The 16825-nt window shown below is 38.2% G+C and carries 15 protein-coding genes; 11 read left to right on the top strand and 4 right to left on the bottom strand.

Translation table 11 applies throughout. The features are described from left to right. Nucleotides 1–25: 25 nt before the first annotated feature. A complete protein-coding gene (gene mraZ / locus EU510_RS10895; RefSeq protein WP_007582904.1) occupies nt 26–484 on the bottom strand; it encodes a division/cell wall cluster transcriptional repressor MraZ in 459 nt (152 codons plus the stop codon). 495 nt (nt 485–979) lie between these two features. Here mraZ and EU510_RS10890 point away from each other — a divergent pair, with 495 nt between their 5' ends. The 3 genes from EU510_RS10890 to EU510_RS10880 are packed head-to-tail and all read left to right on the top strand — an operon-like array spanning nt 980 to nt 2024. Further along, on the top strand, nt 980–1318 hold the full coding sequence (locus EU510_RS10890; protein WP_149593513.1) for a DUF883 domain-containing protein: 339 nt from the start codon (nt 980–982) through the stop codon (nt 1316–1318). Nucleotides 1319–1324: 6 nt separating this feature from the next. Beyond that, entirely contained in the window at nt 1325–1780 is a 456-nt protein-coding gene (locus tag EU510_RS10885) for a threonine/serine exporter (RefSeq protein ID WP_149593512.1), read from the top strand. Nucleotide 1781: 1 nt separating this feature from the next. Next, nucleotides 1782–2024, top strand: a complete 243-nt coding sequence (locus EU510_RS10880) for a hypothetical protein (RefSeq protein WP_149593511.1) — start codon at nt 1782–1784, stop codon at nt 2022–2024. Between the two features lie 3 nt (nt 2025–2027). Here EU510_RS10880 and EU510_RS10875 read toward each other — a convergent pair whose 3' ends face one another. Further along, complete coding sequence (locus EU510_RS10875; protein WP_149593510.1) at nt 2028–3002, bottom strand: glutathione S-transferase family protein; 975 nt, start codon at nt 3000–3002, stop codon at nt 2028–2030. Between the two features lie 21 nt (nt 3003–3023). Further along, entirely contained in the window at nt 3024–3866 is an 843-nt protein-coding gene (locus EU510_RS10870; protein WP_149593509.1) for a pirin family protein, read from the bottom strand. Nucleotides 3867–4066: 200 nt separating this feature from the next. Between EU510_RS10870 and EU510_RS10865 the strand changes: the two genes are divergently transcribed. Next, nucleotides 4067–7171, top strand: a complete 3105-nt coding sequence (locus tag EU510_RS10865) for an EAL domain-containing protein (protein ID WP_149593508.1) — start codon at nt 4067–4069, stop codon at nt 7169–7171. Nucleotides 7172–7259: 88 nt separating this feature from the next. Then, entirely contained in the window at nt 7260–8147 is an 888-nt protein-coding gene (locus tag EU510_RS10860; protein ID WP_149593507.1) for a LysR family transcriptional regulator, read from the top strand. A 3-nt stretch (nt 8148–8150) separates the two neighbouring features. On the opposite strand, the gene EU510_RS10855 is transcribed toward EU510_RS10860, so the two are convergent. Further along, a complete protein-coding gene (locus EU510_RS10855) occupies nt 8151–9104 on the bottom strand; it encodes a YihY/virulence factor BrkB family protein (RefSeq protein WP_002957975.1) in 954 nt (317 codons plus the stop codon). A 127-nt stretch (nt 9105–9231) separates the two neighbouring features. Between EU510_RS10855 and EU510_RS10850 the strand changes: the two genes are divergently transcribed. The 6 genes from EU510_RS10850 to EU510_RS10830 all read left to right on the top strand — a co-directional run bounded on the left by EU510_RS10850 (nt 9232) and on the right by EU510_RS10830 (nt 16778). Then, on the top strand, nt 9232–10311 hold the full coding sequence (locus tag EU510_RS10850; protein ID WP_149593506.1) for a mechanosensitive ion channel family protein: 1080 nt from the start codon (nt 9232–9234) through the stop codon (nt 10309–10311). Nucleotides 10312–10750: 439 nt separating this feature from the next. Next, a complete protein-coding gene (locus EU510_RS19905; RefSeq protein ID WP_188085419.1) occupies nt 10751–10897 on the top strand; it encodes a hypothetical protein in 147 nt (48 codons plus the stop codon). 116 nt (nt 10898–11013) lie between these two features. Next, nucleotides 11014–12285: a dicarboxylate/amino acid:cation symporter gene (locus tag EU510_RS10845; protein WP_149593505.1), complete on the top strand. Its 1272-nt coding sequence runs from the start codon at nt 11014–11016 to the stop codon at nt 12283–12285. Between the two features lie 35 nt (nt 12286–12320). After that, a complete protein-coding gene (locus tag EU510_RS10840) occupies nt 12321–13382 on the top strand; it encodes a putative porin (RefSeq protein WP_149593504.1) in 1062 nt (353 codons plus the stop codon). 274 nt (nt 13383–13656) lie between these two features. Then, nucleotides 13657–15378, top strand: coding sequence for a transporter substrate-binding domain-containing protein (locus EU510_RS10835; protein ID WP_149593503.1), 1722 nt, complete (start codon nt 13657–13659; stop codon nt 15376–15378). Then, nucleotides 15375–16778 (top strand): sigma-54-dependent transcriptional regulator, encoded by a 1404-nt coding sequence (locus EU510_RS10830; RefSeq protein ID WP_149593502.1) that lies wholly within the window; start codon nt 15375–15377, stop codon nt 16776–16778. Before EU510_RS10835 ends, EU510_RS10830 begins: the two co-directional genes overlap by 4 nt. Nucleotides 16779–16825: the final 47 nt, after the last annotated feature.

Here is a 16825-nt window from a genome sequence, read left to right as displayed (position 1 = left end):
CTATTGTGTGCCTTTTTTTGTGCCGTTAGAGTGTAAAATTATCTAAATCTTGGTTAGGTTCAAAATCACCAAGCCTTTCAAGCTCAGTATCTTGCTGCATTTGCTCGTGCCAACGCGCTTCATCCCAAATTTCAAACTTATTCATCAAACCAACCAGCATGATTTTTTTGCCAAGAGATGCATGTGCACGTAATGACGGCGCAAGCAAAATTCGACCATTTTTATCAAGTTGATACTCTGTAGCATTCCCGAGCAACATACGCTGCATTCGACGGGCTCGTGGGTTCATATTGGAGATTTTAGCTAAACGGCTTTCTATTTCGAGCCACTCAGCCAACGGATATAACCATAAACACGGTTCATTTAATGCGACGGTACAAATAACTGTCCCCTGATCTTCAGACAACAGAGATTCTCGGTACTTTGTCGGTACCGCAAAACGCCCCTTATCATCCAAACTCAGTGAACTCGCGCCACGAAACATAAAAAACCTACTTTGAAATTGTTTTATTCAATTTTTTGTTTATTTTATCCAATGAGATCCACTAAAAACCACTTTTCACCACAGTGCTCCAGTTTAGGGCTTGACAAGCCATTTTGTCAAGTAAGCTGACCAGCTTTAGTGAGTCTCAAAGCTAGAAAAAATAAGGGCTCAAGCGAAGCGTTTGAATTACGTGGGAAAAAGTGGGATTGAGGTAAAGAAAAATATCAGCTTTGCTTTATAACTTTCTGTTTACATGCATTGCTTACTGAATAACCAATGAATATTTACAATTTTTAAGGCGTTTTTATCCTCTTTGTAAAATTTACCTAGCCGTGTAGTAATAGTTACTGTTTATTTTAAAATACCAATTATCAAAAATTAAAAATAACAAACAAAATCCATCAAATTCAGGTGGTTAAAATAAATAACAAGTTTGGTTTAATCATTGCATCATCTAAATCACTATTTAAATTTTTAACTTATTAAGGATTGATTATGGCTACTGCAACGAATACGAAACCAAATACAACTTCAGATGTTAAGCCTGACGTTAAACTAACAAATACTGAGTCTCCTCTTACAGAGAAAGCAACATCAGCGGCGCACGATGCTGTAGATGCACTTTCTAGCAAAGCTGCAACAGCTGAAAGCAGTGTGCGTAAAGGAGCTTCTAGCTCAGCAGATGCATTAAGCGAAAAACAACTTATTGCACGTGATAAACTAAGTGAATGTACTGCAAAAACTCGTGCTTTTGCTTCTGAAAACCCATTAGCAACGGCGGGTATTGCTTTTKCTGCGGGTATGTTAATCACATCACTACTTCGTCGTAAGTAATTAGTGATGAATAACCCACAAACAACAGCAACCAAGGATGGTAATGCGCAAGACCAAACTACTGAGCAACATAGCCAAAAGGACGATTGGCAAGATCATGTTGCAATGCTTTTAGATTACTCTAAGCAGCTCAAGGATGATTACCAAACTCAAGGAAAGATCACCCACCAGCTTGCTAAAGCTGAATGGCGGTTATCGCTTAGGTCGCTTGCATTGATCACTATATTTTTAGGATGCTTTGCCAGTGGTTTGGTTTTGTTGTGGGCTGGATTTCTAGGTGCTGTTGGATACGGTGTATACGATGTTTTTGGGTCTGTATGGCTAAGTATTGCAACAGCTACTTTGCTACAAGTTGCTTGTTTAATATGGCTTTGGAAAAATACAGTTTACTTAAGCAATAAAATTGGCTTTAGTAAAACGCTTAAAAGTCTAAAGCAGCTATTTAACCTACAAGGAAATTAGTATGTTAGTTAACTACTTAATTAAAGCACCTAATGAAAACGTTGATGCTCTAAGTAAGCAAATGGATACGCGCAGTGAATTGAAACGCCAACATCATGCAGCGTTTCAATATAGACTAAAGCGTTTTGCCGCAACTAAAGTGGGCCTTTCAAGTGCCTTTATCGCAGGAGCAGCAGTTCAAGCGGGTAAAAGCGAAACCAGCTTGGTCAGAAAATACGGCTGGCTAGTGAACTTGATAGCTTAAGCGCTAAACATTTCTACCGTGATCAGAAAAGTAATCAATACTTGGACCCCTTGGAACAACTTGCGTTGGGTTGATCATTGTGTGACTAAAGTAGTAATGACGCTTAATATGATAAAAATCAACTGTTTCAGCCACACCTTTAACTTGATAAAGCTCTCTAAGGTATCCACTCAACGCAGGGTAGCTTTCAATTGTGCGTAAATTACACTTAAAATGGCCAACGTAAACACTATCAAACCGAATGAGAGTGGTGAATAATCGCCAATCTGCCTCGGTGAGCCTATTGCCTGTTAGATAACGCTGCTTGCTCAGTATTCCCTCTACTTTGTCGAGTGCTTTAAATAAATCGTTAAACGCCTCTTCGTACGCACCTTGAGTTGTTGCAAACCCAGTACGATAAACACCATTATTTATATTTGGATAAATCAACGCGTTTAATTCATCAATTTTTGGTCGTAGTGCCTCTGGGTAGTAGTCATCGTCATTACCTGTTAACTCATTAAACGCACTATTGAACATACGTATAATATCAGCAGACTCATTACTGACAATTTTATTTAGCTTTTTATCCCACAATACGGGTACGGTGACTCGCCCGGAATACTTAGGGTTATTTTTTGTATACACTTGGTGTAAGTAGTTACTATTAAATAAAGCATCACCAGTACTGTGGTTTTGCGTATCAAAAGCCCAACCACTATCAAGCATATCAGGGCTAACAACCGACACCGTAATTAAATTTTGCAACCCTTTTAACGCTCTAAATATAAGCGTTCGATGCGCCCAAGGACACGCGAGTGATACATATAAATGATACCTGTTCGCTTGTGCTTTAAAACCGGCCTCGCCCGTTATTCCAGCGCTACCGTCAACAGTTACCCAGTGACGTAGCTGCGCCGTTTCGCGTTCAAACTTACCGTTACTTGAATCAGTGTCGTACCATTTATCTTGCCACTGGCCGTTAACTAATAATCCCATAAAACTCTCCTAAAAATACCGTTAAATTTTGCCAAACTCGCCGTTTTGATAATCATGCACTGCTTGCTGTACTTCAGCTTGCGTCGTCATTACAAACGGCCCCATATGAGCAATCGGCTGATTAAGTGGATCGCCTGCTAAAACCAAAACACCAGCGCCGTGCTCAGAGCTAATATTAATATCACTGCCTGGTTCTAAAATAAGTAACTTACCCGCTGGTATTGTTTGATTGTCGCTCGTTATTAGTGAGCCGCTATGAATATAAAGCATTACTTTTTGTTGGCTAAGAGGCTTTAAATAGGTGCCTTTACCAGCAGGTAATGTAATATCAGCGAGCGCCGCATTAGCAGCTAAACTTTGCAGCTCGCTTGTAAGCGTTTCACTTTCGAACTGCCACGATCCCGCAAGTGCTTTTAACGTCACGCCTTGCGTATTTGTGAAACTCGGGGCTGGGGTTTTAGTCGTATCTTGATAACGTGAATCACGCATTTTTTGTTCGCTTGGCATGTTTATCCAAATTTGAAAGCCATGCAGACCATCTATAGCATCAGCGAGTGGCATTTCACTGTGCATGACGCCGCGCCCTGTGCTCATCCATTGCACATCACCTGCTTTAATTGCTTCTTTATTACCCATTTGGTCACGATGCTCAAAGCCACCTTTTAGAATATAAGTAAATGTTTCAATACCTCGGTGCGGATGCTCGGGAAAGCCTCCCATATAATCTTTTTTATCGTCTGACTTAAGTTCATCAATCATCAAAAATGGATCTAAATATTTACCATCAAACCCTGGTATACGGCTAATGCTCACGCCATCGCCATCTTGAGTTCCATAGGCTGTAAGTATTTTTGATATTTTCATTTTTTAATTCACTTTAAGAATAAGTTTATTGGGCTATTAAATCATTCATTAAACAAAACAACTATGTCTTTAAATCGAGCTTAAGGTTCTAAAAAATAGAATGACATTGATTCACTGGTTACATTTTCAACCTTATAATTACTATGGTTATTTGGAGTCAATTTGGCTACAATTGTTATTGCAAAATACGAAACTAAGGAATGGTTATTTTTACTTATTCTCTCAAACATCAGCTTTATCGTTTACTTATATTGCTAAGTATTCCGGGCACCGCTGTAATTATTTTTACCCTGCTGCTTGAACGCCACCACTCTATTGAGCAAAGTGAAAAAAAAGTAAAGAACATTGCTAAGCAATTAATTTTACAACAAAAGTACTTAGTCGATGATATTGACCGTTTAGCGCGTTATTTGGCTAAAGAAGAAAGTAAGAAAGAAAATCTAGCAACGTCCTGCCCTAATTATTTTAATCAATTTAGAGCTATTTATGCCCATGTTGCCAATATCGGGATTATAGATCCAAATGGCATTGTTATGTGTACAACAAGCGGATTAGCCAAAACAATAAGTATTGCAGATCGTGCGTATTTTCAAAATGCCTTAAAAAGTAACCAATTGTCGGTAGGTTATTTTCAGCACGACCGAAGCCTGCAAAAAAACACTCTTAACTTTGCGTTGCCTATCATTAATAAAAAAAATGCAATTCAGGGCGTTGTCGTTATCGTTGTTGCGCTTGACTGGTGGAACAATGCTTTTAATGATATTGAACTTCCATCAGGCTCTATTGCTGCAATTGCTGATTCTAATGGAAAAATTTTAGCGCGTTACCCACCAACAACTGCATCCCTTGGCGATAATATTGCAAAGACTTTATTAGCAACTGATTCTTCGATTGATAATGAGGCATCAACAAAAATAAAATCTATTGAGGGTGAAGATCGAATGCTTCATCACTCTATTATTTATAAAGATCCGAGTAATAACAGTTTAAATATACATATTGCACTTCCTATTACGCATGCTTTAAAGCAAATAAATAATAATTTTTTTATAGCGATTGGTGTGTTTATTTTATCACTGCTGATACTGTCTCTAATTGCACGTAAGCTGCTTAAAACCAGTATTATTGACCCAATTAATAATCTAACAAATGCAACAAACGTATTGGCTAAGGGCGAAATGCCGTCACAAAAAATACAGCCAAATAATCCAGAGCTCAATACTCTCTATCAGCGTTTTAAATCAATGGCGCAAACTAGGTTAACCGCCGAGGCCAATTTAAAAAACAAGCATGATGAGCTTACTAGCTTGCTTAATACTCTGCCCGATAGTTACGTTAGAATTAACATCCATGGCGATATTCTCAACATAACAGGGCAGTTTAAGCCTCAAGTAAATCCTAACAGCACTGTAGTACCTCATTTATCATCAATACTTTCTCACAACAATGTGCAGCTTTTGTTATCGCAGTTATCTAAACTTGATGTTTCGAGCAATTTAGAATTCACACTCGAAAAATCAGATCCTAAACGCAGCTTTGAAGCACGTATTAGTGCAATGCAAAGTAAAAATGAATACGTTGTGGTACTAAGAGATATAACACAACGAAAAATAAATGAAGAAGCACTCCATCTTGCCTCGCTAGTGTATAACAACAGTAGCGAAGGCATGGCAATCACCGATCCAATGGGTGTAATATTTGATGTAAACCCTGCGTTTTGCAAAACGACTTTATATAATAAAGAAGAGGTTATTGGGCGCTCCTCTTCAATTCTTTCATCAGGAAAACATGATAAGAATTTTTACAATAAAATGTGGTCTGAATTACAACAAACAGGCCGCTGGCAAGGCGAGGTTATTAACCGTAAAAAGAACGGGCAGCTTTACTCTGAGTGGCTCACAATCGATACGGTTTATGATACAAACAACGCGCCTATTCGTCGAATCGCGATATTCACAGACCTCACTGAGAAAAAACAAGCCGATGAAACAATTTGGCGACAAGCACACTATGATCACCTAACTGACTTACCAAATCGTTTGGAATTAAAGGAGCGTTTAAATCAACGATTTTCAAATGTTGTGACCCCCGAAAATCAATTGGTTGTCATGCTTTTAGATATAGATCACTTTAAAGATGTTAATGACACATTAGGTCATCACTATGGCGATAACTTATTAAAACTCGTATCGCAACGCATAGTGCAGTCGGCAAAAAATGCTGAGTTTGTGGCAAGAATTGGTGGTGATGAGTTTGTTATTGTATTCAACCGTATTAAAAGTACGCGTCATATTAATCAAATTGCCAGTAATATTTTGCTTAGCCTATCGTCGGCTTTGCATCTTGAAAACGAAGAATTATTTATCAGTGCAAGCATAGGAATTGCCTGCGCCCCTAATGATGGTGAAAATACTGAACAACTTTTAAAAGCAGCCGATCAGGCTATGTATAAAGCAAAAAGTAATGGTCGTAACTGTTTTGAATTTTTCTCTGCTGACATGCGCGAATATGCATATGCACGCATGGTTTTATTAAAAGACTTACGAAGTGCCATTGAACTTGAACAATTTGAGTTATTTTATCAGCCCATAGTTGCTTTGAATGATTTACATATTCATAAAGCTGAAGCACTTATTCGTTGGCAACATCCCGAAAAAGGCCTAATTAGCCCTGTCGCATTTATTCCACTTGCTGAAGAAACCAGGCAAATAAATGCAATTGGCCAATTTGTATTTGCTCAAACCCTGCAAACGCTTAACGATATTAAAACACTAACCGATGATACTTTTCAAATAAGTGTAAACGTGTCGCCAGTGCAGTTATCTACGCCAGAGAGTGGTATAGATGAATGGTACGATATGTTAAAAGCTGCAAAATTACCTGCATCCTCAATTGTGGCAGAAATAACTGAAGGTTTAATGATTAACCCCGAAGCATTAACACAGAGTCGCTTAAAAGAAATCGTAAAATCAGGTATGCAGCTTGCCCTTGATGATTTTGGCACCGGATATTCTTCGCTCGCTTATTTACAAGAAATGGACACCGACTATCTAAAAATAGATAAACGTTTTGTTGATAATATTCAAGTAGGCAGTCAAGAACTTGCACTATGTGAAGCAATAATTGTTATGGCGCATCAACTGGGCTTAAAAGTAATAGCCGAAGGAATTGAAACTAAATTACAAATGCAGCTATTACTTGAAGCCGGATGTGATTACGGACAAGGTTATTTATTTTCAAGACCTTTAAATAAAAGCAGTTTTATGGCACTTCTAGCTGATAAGAAAGTCGCTTTATTAAAATAAAGAAACAAAAAATCACTGTTACGCAATAAATAATGCGTCTGCGCGGTCAAGTTAAGCAATCAGATATAAGTAGTAACAGGATTTTAAAATGGCAAAAGCAACATTAGAGCAATGGCGAATGTTTAAAGCGGTTGTGGATCACGGCGGATTTGCAGGCGCAAGTGCGGCTGTACATAAAAGTCAGTCAACCGTACATCATGCAGTCCAAAAGCTAGAAGCCGCCTTGCAAATTAAGTTGCTTGAAGTAAAAGGTCGTAAAGCATTTTTAACTGATAGCGGTAAACTAATTTTACGCAGAGCTGAATTTTTAATTGAAGAAGCAACTAAGATAGAATCGGTAGCAAGCACACTAAGCGAAGGTGTAGAAAGCACGTTAAAAATAGCTGTTGATGAAGTTTTCCCACACGCCACTTTATACCAGGCACTTGCTAAAACGAGTGAGCTTTACCCTCTTTTAAAGATTGATTTAGTAGAAAGCGTGCTAACCGGCGCAAACGAATTACTACATAACTCAGTGGTTGATTTAGCTATTTCGTCAATTCCTATCTATGGAATTAGTTGCAGCATGCTCTGCGATATAGAATTTATAGCCGTTGCGCATAAAGACCATGTATTACACCAACATACTGAGCAACTTAATTTTCGCGACTTAAAACAACATCGGCAGATAGTCGTTCGCGATTCAGCAACCCACACCAGTCACAATGAAGGCTGGTTAGGTGCTGATATGCGCTGGACAGTAAGTCATTTACGTAACTCTATTGATATGGTTAGTCAAAATTTGGGTTACGCTTGGCTGCCAAAAACACAAATAGCACATTTAATCGAAGATAAAACGCTCATTGCACTTAATTTAGACCAAGGTACAACCCGTACTCTTAATTTATATTTAATGTGCAACGACAACGACAGGCTTGGTCCTGCAGCACAAGAGTTTAAAAAGCAGCTAACGGCTCTTACTAACTTAGCTAGCTAATAGCTATTCATTTTTTACATCGAGGTGATCTGCTACATAGGCGCCTCGCTGCCCACGCTCTTTAGCTGGGCCTATAGTACTGTCTTTACCTGTTTGCTGTTCAGTTGCAGCATTAATAACAGCACCTAATGTGATTATATAAGCGCTGATATACAACCACATCAACATGATCACTACACCACCTAATGAGCCGTAAGTTTCGTTGTAACTGGAAAAACGCGACACATAAAAAGAAAAACCTATAGATGCCAAAATCCAAAGCACAGTAGCAATAGACGAACCCATCGTGATCCAACGCCATTTAGCCGGTTTACGATGTGGGGCATAACGATATAAAAGTACCAATGCAAAATTAAAAGTAAAAGCTAATAATGGCCAAGAGATGAGTTTAATTAATAAATCTATACTTTCTTTTAGTCCTACTAAATTAAGTACAATAGGTAGGATACCAATAATTAATAGCGCAAAAATTGCGACAACAATCGCCCCTACCGAAAATAAAAAGCGTACTAATTGAGCCTGAAAAAATGAACGTTTTTCATATTCACGATAACTAATATTACACGCAGTAATAAGTGCTTGGCTGCCCTTAGAACTACTCCAAATAGTAAGTATAAGCGTACCAATTGCACTTAAGCTCAAGCTTGCACTTGACGTTTTAGCAAGGCTAGAAACCTGAGATAAAATTAGTTCACTGGTACTTGGTGGAAGCAAAGTAACTATTTTGCTTAAATGATCACTAATATCTGCAGGGGATGAAAAGTATGCATATACAGATACCATCGCCGCAATGGCCGGAAAAATAGCAAGTAACGCATAAAATGCCACACCCGCAGCTACTATAGATAAGTTATCTTCACTCATTTGCTTAAAAATGCGCTTAACAATATCCCACCAACCTATAAAAGGGATATGACCAGGCTGCTCTGCTTGCTGTCCTCGTTTAGCTTCTTTCATTCTAAACCTCAATATTTGTATTACATTACTACAGCAAAATGTTTGCCAAGTTAAATAAAGCGTTTGGTACTAAACTTGCTACTACCTATTATTAATGATTATAAAAACCAAACACGGACGATAAGCCATGCCTAGTAGCAAATCAAACAATATAGCTTTAAACAATACGCTTCCCAGCACACAAAATCTTCAAAGCGATGTGTTTACGTGGCAGTTTTTTCATGAACAAGCTGTGCAATTACTTCATGCAACAGCGCAAATATTACCCACATTACTACTTGGTATAATACTTTTAGCATTAAGCTATTTAATCGCAGGGCCACTTTCTCGATTGCTTATAAAACCTATTGACTACATGACTGATAGTAAACTGGTTCATTTAGTTGTAAGACGTAGCATAAGCACCCTAATTATTTTATTTGGCGTGTACTTATTCCTGCGTTTAGCAGGACTTACTGAGTTTGCGGTTGCCATTATGAGTGGTACGGGACTTATAGGACTTATATTAGGTTTTGCCTTTAGAGACATAGCTGAGAATTTTATCGCTAGTTTATTACTGAGCATACAAAGGCCTTTTAAAATCGACGATGTAATTGAAGTAGACAATCGTTTAGGTATTGTTAAAAAAGTAACCGCAAGAGCAACCACACTTGTTGATTACGATGGCAATCATATTCAAATACCCAATGCGACGGTGTATAAAAATACTATTAAAAATCTGACAGCCAATCCAAAAATGCGTGGGAAAGTAGAAATTGGTATTGGCTATGATAACGATATACGCAGCGCGCAAACTCTTGCCCTAGATATTGCCAATCAACAAAATGCGGTACTTAGCGACCCACCCTCGCAGGTTTTAATAAAAAACTTAGGCTCATCTACTATTAACTTCGTTTTGTATTTTTGGGTTAACAGCGAGCAGCACAGTCCATTAAAAGTAGCTTCCCAGCTTATGCGCGAATTAGTCAATGAGTTCACAAAACAAGACATCAGCATGCCTGATGACGCACGAGAAAGAATTATACTCGCCGACCCTAGTGAAAATGTTTCTAGTTTAGAGGAAAAACAACCATCAAAAGTACAAAGCGAAAAAAGTGAAACTGTTGATCAAACTAAAACACTTGATGATGTGAGCAGTGATACCGACGAAATACGCGAACAAGCAGAGCAATCAAGAGATCCAGAGCAAGGGAAAAACATTATTTAAGCAAGGCTATTTAATCGCGCTGCTACCAATGCAGGTAGCAGCGAAAGTTCAACCTTAAGCGACCTTCTCTACAGCGAACATTATTTATATATAAATAGTAAGTAAAAGCACAAAACCACTGCAATTTAGATTTTTAATGCATTTACCCCAACTTAAACACTAAAATTGAATAATACAGCTAATAATTCAATAACTTTTGTTATACCCATAGTAAAAGTTATAACCTTTTATACCCTATTGATAATAAACATAAAAACCTCTCACACACTTCAAGAAGATGCTTATTACAACTATAAGCCATACATAATTATGCAAAAAGTTATATTAACAAAAGCCTCTAAAAACCCAGTAAAACCAACAACATCAATAAGTTATTAACAATTCATTGCTTGGCATTATTAATGCAATAACAATAATCTAACAACATTAGAGCTTAACTATGCGCATATACAATAAAACTCGCCAAAAAAAAGATTTACTCGGTACTAACGATACCCCTGCTGATGTTTTAGATGGCATACAAATACAACACGCTATCAATAAATCCGACATGCAAATAGCTGTCGTCGAGCCGTGCTCAAAATAGCTCACAAACAAACAAACAAACACTGCTGAGCGAACAAACCTATTAAAAATCAAAAGCATTAAAAACTTAAATAACCCAAAAGTTAAATAACTCCCATTAATAATTGGAAATAAAAAATGACTAATACAACAAGTATGAAAAATAATGAGCCAAAAAAAATGTCGCTCTGGCTAAAAATACTTATAGGTATGATAGCGGGTATTTTTGCCGGCATGCTTTTAGGTAGTAATGCTGAATATATAAAACCAATTGGCCAGCTATTTATTAGTGCAATTAAAATGTTAATTGTACCGCTTATATTTTGCTCTTTAATTGTGGGCGTTACCTCAATGAAAGACACCACAAAAATGGGCCGTATTGGTATTAAATCAATCATATTTTATTTAGCTACAACCGCTATTGCCATTTCAATTGGGCTGGGCCTCGGGATCTTTTTTGAGCCAGGTGCAGGCTTAAATATGGTTGCCACAACAGTAACCGATACAAAACCAACTACCAGCTTAATGGATACTATTGTAGGCCTAGTGCCAAAAAATCCAGTGGGCTCGTTAGCATCGGGTAATATTTTACAAATTATTGTATTCGCATTGAGCTTAGGTATTGCTTTAAACCTTATTGGTGAAAAAGGTCAACCAGCAGCAAAAGTATTTGAAAGCCTAGCAGACGCTATGTACAAACTAACTGAGCTAGTAATGCGACTTGCACCATATGGTGTATTTGCACTAATGGCATGGGTATCAGGTAAATATGGGTTAGACGTACTATTACCACTTATTAAAGTAATTGGTTTAGTTTACCTAGGCTGCATAATTCACATTTTAGTATTGGGTGGCGGTTTTGTTGGCTTGCTAGGTAAGCTTAATCCACAGCGTTTTTATAAAGGTATTATTGAAGCGCAAGTTATTGCTTTTACAACCACAAGTAGCTCAGGAACCTTACCTGCAAGTATAAAATGCGCGACCCAAAATCTAGGTGTATCTCGCACTGTTTCAAGCTTTGTTTTACCCGTAGGCGCAACCATAAACATGGATGGCACCGCGCTGTATCAAGGTGTATTAGCACTATTTATTGCTCAAGCCTTTGGTGTTGATCTTTCTACTACCGATTACCTCACAATTATTGCTACCGCCACACTTGCATCAGTAGGTACTGCCGGTGTCCCTGGCGCAGGCCTGATTATGTTGTCATTGGTATTAACCACAGTTGGTTTACCGCTTGAAGGTATTGCTATTGTTGCAGGCATTGACCGTATTTTAGATATGGCACGCACCACTATTAATGTAACGGGTGATTTAATGGTGACTTTATTAATTGGTAAAAGCGAAGGTGAGCTTGATATCGCTGTTTACAACAAAGAAAGCACTGCTCCACAAACAGCTAAACAATAAACCCTGTTTAATTACCAATTTTATAGAGAATAAAAATGACGACTAAATTTATATATGTACCCATTGCATTAAGCTTAATGGCGCTAGTTAAACCAGCTCATGCAGATGTAACTATTGAAGGTTTAAATGGCTTAGAAGCAGTTAAGTTATTTGGTGATATGCGTATGCGATTTGAGCGCACTGATGGCGATACAATCGATACAACTAGCCGCGCCAGATTACGTGCTCGTTTTGGTATTAAATATGCGGCAACGGAGAACTGGTCTGCGCAAATGCGCTTTAGAACCACCTCTAGCCAGCACGATTCAACGCATCAAACATTTGGCATAACAAATACAACCGATAACGACGACTTTGGCTTAGACAGAGCCTTTATGAAGTATACTGGCATTAATAATACTCGTGTATATATTGGTAAAGCCGCCGCTGTTTATATGCATTCATCTGAATTACTATTTCGTGACGATATTGCCCTTGAAGGTGTGCAAGCTAATTGGACAAACAATACATTTAGCGTAAACGCAGGGCATATAATTCTTGAAGAAAACGTAGATAATGGCGAAGGTAAACGCGATGCAAGCTGGCAGCAACTGCAAGGTGTTTATGCAGCGCAGTTTAACGATATAAAGTTTAAAGCGGGTATTGGTAGTATTTTTGTAAGTGCCTCAGATACCGCTTACGCAAGTGCTGAATCGGGGCTTGATGACGACCAAGCTGGTAATGTGATGACTTACAATGCCGATTTAAGAATGGGACCATTTCGCTTAGCTGCCGACTACTATACAAGTGAGGCACAAAGTGACAATATCGCTTACACTGTACACGCCCGCTATCAAATAAATAAAGAGCTTGGTGTGCGCTTTTATATATTACACACAGAAGCTTATGCACTACCTATGAATGGTGCGTTTACACAAACTAATACACCGGGGTCGTATACTAATATAAAAGGTACGCGTGTTCAGCTCGATTATAAAATAGCTGATAACTTAAATGCCGATTTAAGATGGTACAGCGTAGATAACCTCAATAAAGATATTGCGACCAACAACGAAGGCCGCGACAGACTACAAGTAAACTTAAACATGAAGTTTTAATTAATTTTAACTAAGCGATTTAAATTTATTATTTAAATCGCTTTTGTTTCAATAAAAATTAATCCATGCGTTTTTAATGTTTACTTGAAATACACTATGAACATGCAAAAATACGCAGTTAACCAGCTATTTTATCTACTAGTAAATACTCATATCATAAATTTATTTAATACGATTCAAAAATATCTATAAGTTCCCAATTTCTATAAAATGAGAATTGGGATTATAGTTCACCTGCATATAAATTTAGTCTATTTAAACTAGGGTTCACTCATTGCTTTCACTTTTTAAAACACATTATTTTGTATTGACCATACTACTTATCATTTTTGTAAGCTGTAGCGTATCAGAGTGTCTTGCAGAGGGTTACCAGCAATCCGCTGCAGAATCGCAAACCAAGCAAATTATTATTGGTGGCGACTACAACTACCCGCCCTATGAGTTTATTGATAGTAAGGGAAACTACACTGGCTACAACGTTGAGTTAAGCCGAGAAATTGCTGCTGTAATGGGCTTAAATATCAAAATAAAATTAGATACGTGGGAGAGTACACGCGCTTTATTTGATCAAGGCAAAATAGATATTTTACAAGGGATGGCTGCCACACCGGAGCGTACCGATCTTTATAACTTCAGCCCACACACGTACGTAAACCACTCTATATTTGCACGAGACGATAGCCCTAAAATAACTAATTATACAGAGCTTGAAGGCTATCGCGTAATTGTACAGGCCAATGGCTCAGCGTTTGATATGCTAAACGAAGCTAAATTAAATATTGTATTAATTCCAGTTGAAACCCATGCCGATGCACTACGTTTGCTCGCATCAGGTAGATATGACTTTGCGGTGGTATCTAATTTACCGGGTTTATATTTAAGCCAAAAGTTAGGACTCTCTAATATTAAAGCGATATCTAACCTAGAACGAAATCGCTTATATGGCTATGCAACTAAAACAGACGATAAAGCCCTACTCTCGCAATTTACTCAAGGTTTAGCTATTTTAAAAAATACCGGCCGACAGCAAGAAATATACGATAAGTGGTTTGGCCCGTTAAAGGCCTCTATTTGGTCAAAAGCTGGCATAGCTGCGGGTTTATTTGTAATCGTGCTGTTATTGATAAGCACCGTTGTGCTTATTTGGAATAAAGCACTGCGTAAAAAAGTAGAAAGCCGTACAAAAGAGCTTCAAGCACAACAACTACAACTGCTTCATGCAGATAAAATGGCATCTTTAGGGGTACTTGTTTCTGGCGTTGCACATGAAATAAATAACCCGTGTAGTATATTGACGCTCAACTTTCCGTTTGTTAAAGAAGCCTTTGAACAAGCCACAGAGATCCTCGATGAGCATCAAATAGAACACGGCGACTTTTTAATTGCAGGTGTTAGCTATAACCGCCTAAAGCATATGCTCCCAGAAACACTCGACGACATGCACGTTGCAAGTAACAAAGTTAAAGGCATTGTTGAAGATTTAAAAAGCTTTGCAGTAAAGGGCGAAACCGCCCATCAAAAAAATGAACGTCTTGATTTAAACGAATTAACAAAGCGCTCTTTACGTCTTGTTAATAATCAACTTAAAAACTCAACCAGCAATGTAGAAGTTAACCTTGCTAATAAGCTACCTACATTTTATGGCTCGGGTAGTAGAATAGAGCAAGTGATAGTTAACCTAATTTTAAATGCCTGCCAAGCACTTGAAAATAAAAGCCAAAAAATCACCATTACCACTTATTTTTATTCAAAATACGACAGTGTAGTGCTTACAGTAGAAGATCAGGGTATTGGTATTAACGCCAAAGACTTAAGAAAGTTAACCGACCCATTTTATACAACTAAACGCCAATCAGGTGGAACAGGCTTAGGGCTATCTGTATCAGCGGGGATCGTACGTGATCATCAAGGGCAAATAACTTTTAAATCAACCCTTGGCGAAGGCACAAAAGCAAAACTCTCACTGCCACTAATACAAAAAGAGAATGAGTTATGAACACAAATTTATACCCCGGGTTTCAAGTTTTGATTTGTGACGATGACACAAGCTTTTTACGCAGTATTTCTTTTGCTATTGAGCGTTATTGTGGCATTAATAATGTTGTTCAATGTAGCGACAGTAGAGATGTACTGAGCCATTTAGCATCGGGCAATATACGTGTTGTATTGCTTGATTTAAACATGCCGCATATAAGTGGCGATGAACTACTTCCAAAAATAATAGAGCTATATCCGTATATTTCTGTAGTAATTATTAGTGGTATTAACCAGGTTGAGTCGGCAGTGCAATGCATTAAGCTTGGCGCATACGACTACCACGTTAAAACCGAAGAACCAGAAAGACTAAGCAACAGCATAATGCAGGTTATTCGTTACCAAGAGCTAAACTTAGAAAACCAAGCGATGCGCGGCTATATGCTTGATAACCAAAGCGCCTTGCACCCTGCTTTTGCTAAAATTATTAGTGTTAATCATCAGATGCATTCGGCATTTAATTACATAGAATCTATCTCAAATAGCCAACAGCCTATTTTAATTACAGGCGAAAGCGGAGTCGGCAAAGAGCTCATAGCCAGAGCCATACATGAAACGAGCAGTTGTAGTGGCGAACTCGTGTGTGTAAATGTGGCAGGCCTCGATGACAACTTATTCTCCGATACATTATTTGGCCACAAAAAAGGCGCTTTTACAGGCGCCGACCAAGCCCGTAAAGGCATGATAGAGAAAGCCTCTGGCGGTATCTTGTTTTTAGATGAAATTGGCGATTTAAGCCTTGCCTCACAAGTAAAACTTTTACGTTTATTACAAGAAGGTGAGTACTACCCGGTTGGCAGCGATACACCAAAAAGAATAAACGCCCGTATTATTGCTGCAACTCATCAAAACTTACACAGCAAAAAAGAAGATGGCCAATTTAGAAACGACTTGTACTATCGTTTAAAAATCCACCATGTAAATATTCCACCACTTAGAGAACGAAAAGAAGACATAGCACTGTTACTTGAGCACTTTTTAACACTTGCAGCTGATGAGTTTGATAAAGAGCTTGCATCAATTCCTACAGGGTTACTTGTTTTGCTAGAAAACTACAGCTTCCCCGGAAATATTAGGGAACTGCGCGCAATGGCGTTTGATGCAATGAGCACGCATCAATCAGGGGAGCTTTCAATGAAGGCATTTAAAGGCATTATTGACTCTATGCCTGGTGTAAACATACATGCCCAACCAGAAAAGCCTTTATTTGAAGGCTCAACCACCTTACCCACTCTAAAAAAAGCGGCAGACCTACTCGTTAAAGAAGCCATGAAGCGAGCAAATTCAAACCAATCGTTAGCAGCGCAATTACTAGGAATATCTCAGCCAGCGCTAAGTAAACGTTTAAAGAATATGCAGTAACTTTAATGCAAAAATTCAAAACACAAAAAAGCCCGCAGCGTTAACTG

It is taken from the genome of Pseudoalteromonas sp. FUC4 (assembly GCF_008370255.1).
Taxonomy (GTDB): Bacteria; Pseudomonadota; Gammaproteobacteria; order Enterobacterales; family Alteromonadaceae; genus Pseudoalteromonas.
This window is presented reverse-complemented; position numbering and strand designations above follow the sequence as displayed.

Bases quoted from the DNA above. Each gene is read 5' to 3' on its own strand.
- EU510_RS10845 (WP_149593505.1), top strand. From the start codon at position 11,014: ATGACTAATACAACAAGTATGAAAAATAATGAGCCAAAAAAAATGTCG.
- EU510_RS10850 (WP_149593506.1), top strand. From the start codon at position 9,232: ATGCCTAGTAGCAAATCAAACAATATAGCTTTAAACAATACGCTTCCC.
- EU510_RS10880 (WP_149593511.1), top strand. From the start codon at position 1,782: ATGTTAGTTAACTACTTAATTAAAGCACCTAATGAAAACGTTGATGCT.
- EU510_RS10830 (WP_149593502.1), top strand. From the start codon at position 15,375: ATGAACACAAATTTATACCCCGGGTTTCAAGTTTTGATTTGTGACGAT.
- EU510_RS10870 (WP_149593509.1), bottom strand. From the start codon at position 3,866: ATGAAAATATCAAAAATACTTACAGCCTATGGAACTCAAGATGGCGAT.
- EU510_RS10855 (WP_002957975.1), bottom strand. From the start codon at position 9,104: ATGAAAGAAGCTAAACGAGGACAGCAAGCAGAGCAGCCTGGTCATATC.
- EU510_RS10865 (WP_149593508.1), top strand. From the start codon at position 4,067: ATGGTTATTTTTACTTATTCTCTCAAACATCAGCTTTATCGTTTACTT.
- EU510_RS10840 (WP_149593504.1), top strand. From the start codon at position 12,321: ATGACGACTAAATTTATATATGTACCCATTGCATTAAGCTTAATGGCG.
- EU510_RS10875 (WP_149593510.1), bottom strand. From the start codon at position 3,002: ATGGGATTATTAGTTAACGGCCAGTGGCAAGATAAATGGTACGACACT.
- EU510_RS19905 (WP_188085419.1), top strand. From the start codon at position 10,751: ATGCGCATATACAATAAAACTCGCCAAAAAAAAGATTTACTCGGTACT.
- EU510_RS10860 (WP_149593507.1), top strand. From the start codon at position 7,260: ATGGCAAAAGCAACATTAGAGCAATGGCGAATGTTTAAAGCGGTTGTG.
- mraZ (WP_007582904.1), bottom strand. From the start codon at position 484: ATGTTTCGTGGCGCGAGTTCACTGAGTTTGGATGATAAGGGGCGTTTT.
- EU510_RS10885 (WP_149593512.1), top strand. From the start codon at position 1,325: ATGAATAACCCACAAACAACAGCAACCAAGGATGGTAATGCGCAAGAC.